General features: G+C 71.2%; 6 protein-coding genes (1 of these 6 running past the window's edge). 5 read left to right on the forward strand and 1 reads right to left on the reverse strand.

The annotated features are described in order from the left end of the window. Positions 1-26: 26 nt before the first annotated feature. The 4 genes from AB5G72_RS04095 (at position 27) to AB5G72_RS04110 (ending at position 6,504) form a co-directional block, all read left to right on the forward strand. Positions 27-3,284 (forward strand): arabinosyltransferase domain-containing protein, encoded by a 3,258-nt coding sequence (locus AB5G72_RS04095; RefSeq protein ID WP_440221061.1) that lies wholly within the window; start codon positions 27-29, stop codon positions 3,282-3,284. Between the two features lie 85 nt (positions 3,285-3,369). Then, entirely contained in the window at positions 3,370-4,155 is a 786-nt protein-coding gene (locus AB5G72_RS04100; protein ID WP_067712041.1) for an enoyl-CoA hydratase, read from the forward strand. After that, positions 4,143-5,438 carry a CobW family GTP-binding protein gene (locus AB5G72_RS04105; RefSeq protein ID WP_440221063.1) on the forward strand — a complete coding sequence of 432 codons (1,296 nt, stop codon included), beginning with the start codon at positions 4,143-4,145 and terminating at the stop codon, positions 5,436-5,438. The genes AB5G72_RS04100 and AB5G72_RS04105 overlap by 13 nt, the downstream gene beginning before the upstream one ends. 181 nt (positions 5,439-5,619) lie before the next feature. Continuing rightward, entirely contained in the window at positions 5,620-6,504 is an 885-nt protein-coding gene (locus AB5G72_RS04110; protein ID WP_069388705.1) for a LuxR C-terminal-related transcriptional regulator, read from the forward strand. A 59-nt stretch (positions 6,505-6,563) separates the two neighbouring features. Here the strand turns inward: AB5G72_RS04110 and AB5G72_RS04115 are convergent, their stop codons facing one another. Beyond that, entirely contained in the window at positions 6,564-7,139 is a 576-nt protein-coding gene (locus tag AB5G72_RS04115) for a cob(I)yrinic acid a,c-diamide adenosyltransferase (protein WP_069388706.1), read from the reverse strand. A 72-nt stretch (positions 7,140-7,211) separates the two neighbouring features. Between AB5G72_RS04115 and murA the strand changes: the two genes are divergently transcribed. Then, a protein-coding gene (gene murA / locus AB5G72_RS04120) for a UDP-N-acetylglucosamine 1-carboxyvinyltransferase (RefSeq protein WP_120284445.1) crosses the window boundary here: on the forward strand, positions 7,212-8,006 show its 5' portion. Its footprint extends 489 nt past the window's final position; the window shows 795 of its 1,284 coding nt (coding positions 1-795); its start codon is at positions 7,212-7,214; its stop codon lies beyond the right edge, outside the window.

The raw sequence follows: 8,006 nt of genomic DNA on the forward strand, positions 1-8,006 counted from the left end.
CCTCCCCTCGTTATAGCGTGGACGCCATGCCATCGACTGCCGCCGAGGTCCCTGACGTGCCGGAAAAGTCCCGTAGGGGACCTCGGTGGGGGATCGTCGCCGCCGTCAGCGGACTCGTCGGCATCCTGCTCGCGATCATCGTGCCGCTGCTGCCGGTCACGCAGACCACCTCCACCGTCAGCTGGCCCGAGGCGGGCACCCTCGAGCCGGTCACCGCGCCGCTCGTCGCGTACTACCCGCTCGACCTCACCGTCGAGGTGCCGTGCACGGCCGTCGGGCAGTTGCCCGACGGCCGCGAGGACGGCGTGCTGGTCTCGACCGCGCCCCGCGAGGCGGGGGAGAACGCGGCGGCCCGCGCGCTCATGGTGTCCGTGGCCGGCCCCGACGTGGAGGTCCGCAGCCGCAACGCGCTCGTCGCCTCCGCGCCCACCGACGCGGTCGCCGCGCCCGGCGCGTGCTCCACGATCCGCGTCACGGCCGACTCCGGCTCGATCGGTGCCGAGTTCGTCGGCCTGGAGATCGACGGGCAGGGCGTCGGGGGCCGGATCGACGCGGACCTCCGTCCACAGGTGGTCGGGGTGTTCACGGACCTGGAGGGCGCGGCACCGGAGGGCATGGCCGTCGACATCACGGTCGACTCGCGCTACACCACGCAGGCGACCGCCATCAAGCAGATCGCGATCGTCGTGGGCATCCTCGCGATCCTCGTGGCACTCGTCGCGTTGCACCGGCTCGACCTGCGGGACGGGCGGACCGCGCGACGCATCCTCCCACCGGGCTGGTGGAAACCGCGTCCGCTGGACCTGCTGGTCGTGGCGACGCTCCTGGTGTGGCACTTCATCGGGGCCAACACCGCCGACGACGGCTACATCCTCACCGAGGCGCGCGCTGCCGTCTCCAGCGGCTACATGCCCGAGGTGTTCCGCTACTACGGGGCCCCGTACGCGCCGTTCGGCATGCCGTACTACCTCTACACAGCGATGAGCGCCATCTCGCTGGGCAGCGTCTGGCTCCGACTGCCCGCGCTGCTGCTCGGCATCGCCTCGTGGATCCTGCTGTCCCGGGAGGTCATCCCGAGGCTCGGCATCGCCGCCCGCCGCGCCGCGGCCGTGCGGTGGAGCACCGCCGCGGTCTTCCTCGCGTTCTGGCTCACCTACAACAACGGCCTCCGGCCCGAACCGATCATCGCCTTCGGTGTCCTGGCCACCTGGGTCTCGCTCGAGCGGGCACTCGCGACGGGACGGCTGCTACCCGCGGCGACCGGGTTCATCATCGGTGGGCTCACCCTGTCCGCAGCGCCCACGGGAACGTTCTGCATCGCGGTCATCATCGCCGCGTCCAGGCCACTACTGCTGCTCGTCATCCGGCGCGCGAAGCGCGACGGCTGGGTACCGACCGTCGCGCCGCTGCTGGCCGCCGGACTGGGCGTGCTGCACCTCATCTTCCTCGACCAGCCGCTGGTCACCACGCTGCAGTCGTCGGCGCTGCTCGGGGATGTCGGCCCCTCGGGCAGCTGGTACGAGGAGGTGTGGCGCTACGAATGGCTGATGAACCCCACCCCGGACGGCTCGCTGGCCCGCCGTTTCGGTGTACTCGCCATGCTCCTGTCCCTCATCACCTGCGCGGCGATCCTGTTCCGTAAGGGCCGGATCCCCGGGGTGTCGGTGGGCCCCGCCCGCCGCATCGTGGGATTGGCGGCCATCTCGATCGCGTTCATGGCGCTCAACCCCACCAAGTGGACCCACCACTTCGGCGCCTTCGCCACCATCGGCGCGGCGCTGGCGGCGCTGGTGACCATGGCGGTCCTCCCGGCGGCGACCAGGTCGCTGCGCAACCGCATGCTCTTCCTCGCCGGCGTCCTGTTCGTCCTGGCGCTGAGCTTCACCTCCACCAACGGTTGGTGGTACATCTCCATCTACGGCATCCCGTGGGGCGGCACCCAGCCCACCATCGCCGGGATCACCCTGTACTCCGTGTTCCTCGGGCTGATGCTCGTGGCACTCCTCGCCGCCCTGGTCTTGCACTACCGGGAGCCGTTCATGACGCGCACCGGGCAGGAGCGGGACGGTGGCGACCGCGGCCCCCTGCTCCGGTTCGCCCGTGAGGTCTCCCACGCCCCACTCGGGCTGGCCGCGGCCCTCGTCGTCGTCGTCATCGTCGCCTCCATGGCCGCAGCGGTCCGCAACCAGTACCCCGCGTACTCGGTGGGTCTGCAGAACCTCCGCGCTCTCTCCGGCGAGCCGTGCGGTATCGCCGACGTGGTGCTCGCCGAGCCCGACGCCAACGCCGGCCTGCTCGCCCCCGTCGGCGAGCCCCGGGACCAGCTCGAGGCCGGCGGCGAGACGGTCGTGTTCGACCCCGACGGGATCCCGACCGACCTCACCGCCACGCAGGCGGCCGATACCGACACCCCCGGCACCGGCGAGGGCTCCGACACCACGTCGACCACCGCCGGCACCGAGGGCGGCGTGCGCATCGGGGAGGGCATCAACGGCAGCCACGCAGTCCTGCCGTTCGGACTCGACCCCGCCCGCGTGCCGGTCCTCGGCAGCCACCAGTCGGGTGCGCAGTTCAACGCGGAGACGACCACCGACTGGTACCGGCTCCCCGAGGGGGCGGGGGAGAACGACCGGAAGAGGGAGGACCCGCTCGTCACGATCGGCGTGGCCGGGTCCTTCGCTCCCGACGCGGTGCTCGTCGAGTACTCCACCGGTGGCGGGGAGTTCGAGGTGGCGGGCTCGGTCCTGCCGATCGACATCGGGCCGGCTCCGTCCTGGCGCAACCTGCGCGTACCGACGGACACCCTGCCCGACGACGCCACGGCCATCCGGTTGGTCGTCCGCGACCTCGACCCGGACCCGTCGCGGTGGATCGCGTTCACCCCGCCGCGCATGCCGGAGCTGGTCACCATGCAGCAACTGGTCGGCGACTCGAGGCCGGTGCTGCCGGACTGGGCGGTCGCGTTCCACACCCCGTGCCTGCGCCCGTTCGACGAGTACGCCGGCGTCCACGAACTGCCCGAGTACCGCGTCCTGCCCGATCGGGGACTGGCCGTGAGCTCCACCAACACGTGGCAGGCGTGGGACGGCGGCGGCCCCATCGGGTTCATCGAGCTACTGCTCGAGGGCGAGACGGTGCCGACCTACCTCGAACACGACTGGGACCGCGACTGGGGATCGCTCGTGCGGTACACCCCGCTCGTGCCCGAGGCGCGCGAGGCGACCGTCACCCACGACCAGGCCGTACGGTCGGGACTGTGGAACGGTGGGCCGCTCGCGCGGTGACCGGCTAGCATCGGCCCCGGAGCTATTACAAGGACTTCCAAGTAATGGCGCACAGGCACCTGACGACGACAGACTGGAGACACGCATGTCCGTGACGGAGAAGCAGTTCGAGAACATCCTGGTCGAGCAGACCGACCGGGTCGCGACCATCACGCTCAACCGCCCCAAGGCACTCAACGCGCTGTCCAGCGGCATGGAGAAGGAGGTCGTCGAGGCCGTCGAGGCGTTGGACGGCGATCCCGGGGTCGGGTGCATCGTCATCACCGGGTCGGAGAAGGCCTTCGCGGCCGGCGCCGACATCAAGGAGATGAAGGACAAGAACTACCCGGGCATCTACCTCGAGCGGTTCTTCCACGACTGGAAGCGCCTCACCGCCGCGCGCACGCCGATCATCGCCGCCGTGTCCGGTTTCGCCCTGGGCGGCGGCTGCGAGCTGGCGATGATGTGCGACATGATCATCGCCGGCGACAACGCCAAGTTCGGCCAGCCCGAGATCACCCTCGGCGTCATCCCCGGCATGGGCGGTTCGCAGCGCCTCACCCGTGCGGTGGGCAAGGCCAAGGCCATGGACCTGTGCCTGACCGGCCGCCAGATGGACGCCGACGAGGCCGAGCGCTCCGGCCTGGTCGCGCGCGTCGTCCCCGCGGCCGAGCTGCTCGACGAGACCATGAAGGTCGCCACCACGATCGCCTCCATGAGCAAGACCACGGCCATCGTCGCCAAGCAGGCGGTCAACCGTTCCTTCGAGACCACCCTCGAGGAGGGCCTGCTCGCCGAGCAGAACGCCTTCTACGCGCTGTTCGCCACGGAGGACCAGACGGAGGGCATGTCCGCGTTCGCGGAGAAGCGGAAGCCCGAGTGGCGTCGCTGAACGACGGACTGAGGCACGGGCACCTCGCCGGGGGCGGTGGCGGGACGCACGACGCGCACCGCGCCCCCGGTGAGCCCCTGCCCGTGCTCGTCCTCACCGGGTACCTGGGCGCGGGCAAGACCACCCTGCTCAACCACCTGCTGTCCGGCGCGCCGGGGCTGCGCATCGCCGCGATCGTCAACGACTTCGGCGAGATCGACGTGGACGCCTCCGCCGTCGCCGGGCGGGTGGACTCCATGGTCTCGCTCGCCAACGGCTGCGTGTGCTGCGAGGTCGACGCCGGTGAGCTCGGCGAGACCCTCACCCGGCTCGCGGGTCCCGAGCTGGGCCTGGACCTCGCGGTCATCGAGGCCAGTGGCCTGGCCGAGCCGCCCGTCCTGTCGCGGATGGTCCACGACGTGCCGCGGGACGTGGCGCGCCACGCGGGGATGGTCCAGGTGGTCGACGCCGAAGGTCTCGACGACGCCCTGACGCGTCACCCGCGACTCGCGTCGCACCTGGCAGAGGCGGACCTCGTCGTCGTCAACAAATGCGACCTCGTCACCCGCGAGCGGTTCGGTGAACTACGCGCGACGATCCGCACCCACGCCCCGCGCGTGGCCGTGCTCCCGGCGGTTCGCGCCGCGGTCCCGGCCGGGTTGCTCCTGGACATGGCCCCCGACGGCTCACCGACCGCCGCGCCCGCCGCGACGTCCGGCGGCACCCACCGGCACGGCGAGCACGGACACCACGAGCACGGACACGGTGACCACGGACACGGCGAGCACGGACACGGTGACCACGGACACGGCGAGCACGGACACGGCGAGCACGGACACCTGCATGACGGCTACACGGCTGTCACCGTGACGCCGGCCGGTCCCCTGCACCCGCGCCGCTTCCTCACCGCGGTCTCGGCGCCGCCGGCCGGCGCCTACCGCGCCAAGGGCACGTTGACCCTGGCAGGCGCGGACGGCCCCCGCCGCTACGAGGTGGCTCTGGTGGGTCGCCGGTTGGAGCTGCGCGCCGGGGGAGAGGGGCCGGAGGGTCTGGTGGTGATCGGCGTGGAGATGGACGACGACGAGGTGGTCCGCTTCCTCGACGAGGCCGTGCTGGACACCGGGGAGACGGTTGACGCCTCGGCCATGCTGGGCCTGCACCCGTACCTCGTCGGCGACCCGGACTCCAGCGACGTCGAGGAATGGATCTACGACGAACAGCGCGCGGCGCCCGTCACCGGGGTCGCCGCGATGTTGGCCGATCCCGAGGATCCGGAGGCATTCGATCCAGCTTTCACCCCCTGACCGCGGTGCGGGGACGAAGCTGCGGCCGGTACCCCCGACGACCTGACGCCTCTCTCATGTTCTGGTTCGGCGTCACCCCGACCACGTGCGTATAGTGGCGCTGACGACGCCGAAGTGTCGCACCGGCAGGGGGGCCAACCGCCCGCGGCGGGGGTGCTGCACGGACGAGGGAGGAGACCTCGTGGACGAGGACAACACCGGCCACGGCCCGAGCGGCGCCGGGGACTCCCAGCGACGCAAGCGTGACCTCGCCTCGGTGCGTAGCGCGATCGCGGCGCTGCGGGAGGCCACGGGAATCCCCGTGACGATCGGTGGTGTCGTCGGGGAGGGCCACACGTTGGTCCTGTCCGAGTCCCTCGGGATGCGGACCTCGGCGATGAAGGACCTCAAGGTCCACTACGGGGCCGGCGTGGGCGGTCGGGTCATGGCCACCGGCAAGCCGGTCGGCGTGGCGGACTACCCGCGAGCCGGGGTCATCACCCACGAGTACGACCTGCCGGTGCTCTCCGAGGGGCTGCGGTCGATGGCCGCGATCCCCGTCGTGGTGGGCAAGGACGTACGCGCGGTGATCTACGCCGGTGTCCACTCCTCGGTCCGGTTCGGCGAGAAGGTCCTCAACCAGATGGCGGCCACCGCCCGCGCCCTGGAACAGGAGATCGCGGTCAACGACGCACTGGCGGCCCGCGGCGCCGCCCCGGTCGGGCCCGGCTCCGGCGAGGGCCGGTGGGACGACGTGCTTTCCAACGAGCGGATGCGCGAGACCCACGCCCGCCTGCGGATGCTCGCCTCACGCACCGAGGACCCGGACGTCCGCGTGGAGCTCGAACGCATCTGCGCCGAGATGGTCTCCCCGCCGCCCGAGATGCCCACCGCGCGGTTGTCCCGCCGCGAACTCGACGTGCTGGCGTGCGTCGCCCAGGGAAAGACCAACATCGAAACCGCCGCCGACATGGGCATCGGTGCCGAGACGGTGAAGAGCTACCTGCGGTCGGTGATGCGGAAACTCGACGCGCACACCCGGTTCGAGGCGGTCAACGCAGCGCGCCGCATGGGCGCGCTGCCCTGACCCGCCCCGCTCCGGCCGGTCGCGGTCCGGTCAGCCACGCTCCGTCCGCTGAGCTCCGGTCAGCCGCGCTCCCCGCCGGGCACCCACAGGACGTCGCCCTCCGGGTTGGCGACCCGGCCCAGGACGAACAGCAGATCCGACAGCCGGTTGAGGTACTTCGCCGGCAGGACCGAGGTCGTCTCCGGGTGCGCCTCGACGGCCGCCCATGCCGAACGCTCCGCCCGTCGGGTGACGGTGCGGGCGACGTGCAGGTACGCACCCCCCGGGGTCCCGCCCGGCAGGATGAACGATGTCAGGTCCGGCACCTCGGCGTTGAACTGGTCGATCCAGCTCTCGAGGCGATCGATATAGGCCTGCTCGATGCGCAGCGGCGGGTACTTGGGGTCCTCGACCTCCGGCGTCGACAGGTCCGCGCCGGCGTCGAAGAGGTCGTTCTGCACGGTCCGCAGTACCGCGACGACACGGTCGTCCAGGCCTCCGAGCGTCACGGCCACGCCGATCGCCGCGTTGGCCTCGTCGCAGTCCGCGTACGCCACCAGTCGGGGATCGTTCTTGCTCACGCGCGAGAAATCGGAGAGGCCCGTGGACCCGTCGTCGCCGGTCCGGGTATAGATCTTGGTCAGGTGAACAGCCATGTCGGCCAACCTACGCTGCCGCGGGGCCGCAGCCGGAGCGGATCCCTCCCTCCTCTCGCCTAGGGTGGAACCGTGAGCGCTAATCCCACGTCCCGCGAGGAGAGCTTCCTCGTCCGCGGCGGTACCCGACTGTCCGGCGAGATCTCCGTATCAGGCGCCAAGAACAGCGTGCTCAAGCTGATGGCGGTGGCGCTCATGGCCGAGGGGCGGACGACGCTGACCAATTGCCCGACGATCTCCGACGTCCCCGCGATGGCCGATGTGCTGCGCCACCTCGGGTGCACGGTCGAGGTCTCCGGCGACACCGTCGTGATCGACACCCCGGCCGAGTTGGGGCACGTGGCCGATGACAAAGCGGCCCAGCGCCTGCGCGCGTCGGTGTGCATCCTGGGACCACTGGTCGGCCGCCATCATCGCGCCGTGATCGCGATGCCCGGCGGAGACGCGATCGGAAGCCGTCCCCTCAACTGGCACCAGAACGGACTCAACCGGCTCGGCGCCCGCACCCGCATGGACCACGGCCGACTCGTCGCCGACGCGACCGAGCTCCGGGGCGCGGACTACGAATTGAGCTTCCCGTCCGTCGGCGCGACCGAGACCTTCGTGACCGCGGCGGTCCTGGCGGAGGGCACCTCGGTTCTCAAGAACGCCGCGCGCGAGCCGGAGATCGTCGACATCTGCGACCTGCTCAACGAGATGGGGGCACAGATCAGCGGCGCGGGGACGAGCACGATCACCATCCGCGGCGTCGATGAGCTGACGCCGGTCAGTCACCGGGTGGTCGGGGACCGGATCGTCGCGGCCACCTGGGCCATGGGTGCGGTGATGACCCGGGGCGACGTCACCGTCACCGGCATCGACCCCATG

The sequence above is a fragment of the Dietzia sp. MNB45 genome (assembly GCF_051994785.1).
Classification (GTDB): Bacteria; Actinomycetota; Actinomycetes; order Mycobacteriales; family Mycobacteriaceae; genus Dietzia; species Dietzia kunjamensis.

What these genes read in the sequence shown, in the direction of transcription:
- AB5G72_RS04115 (WP_069388706.1), bottom strand. Translation starts at nt 7,139, where the DNA reads ATGGCTGTTCACCTGACCAAGATCTATACCCGGACCGGCGACGACGGG.
- AB5G72_RS04100 (WP_067712041.1), top strand. Translation starts at nt 3,370, where the DNA reads ATGTCCGTGACGGAGAAGCAGTTCGAGAACATCCTGGTCGAGCAGACC.
- AB5G72_RS04095 (WP_440221061.1), top strand. Translation starts at nt 27, where the DNA reads ATGCCATCGACTGCCGCCGAGGTCCCTGACGTGCCGGAAAAGTCCCGT.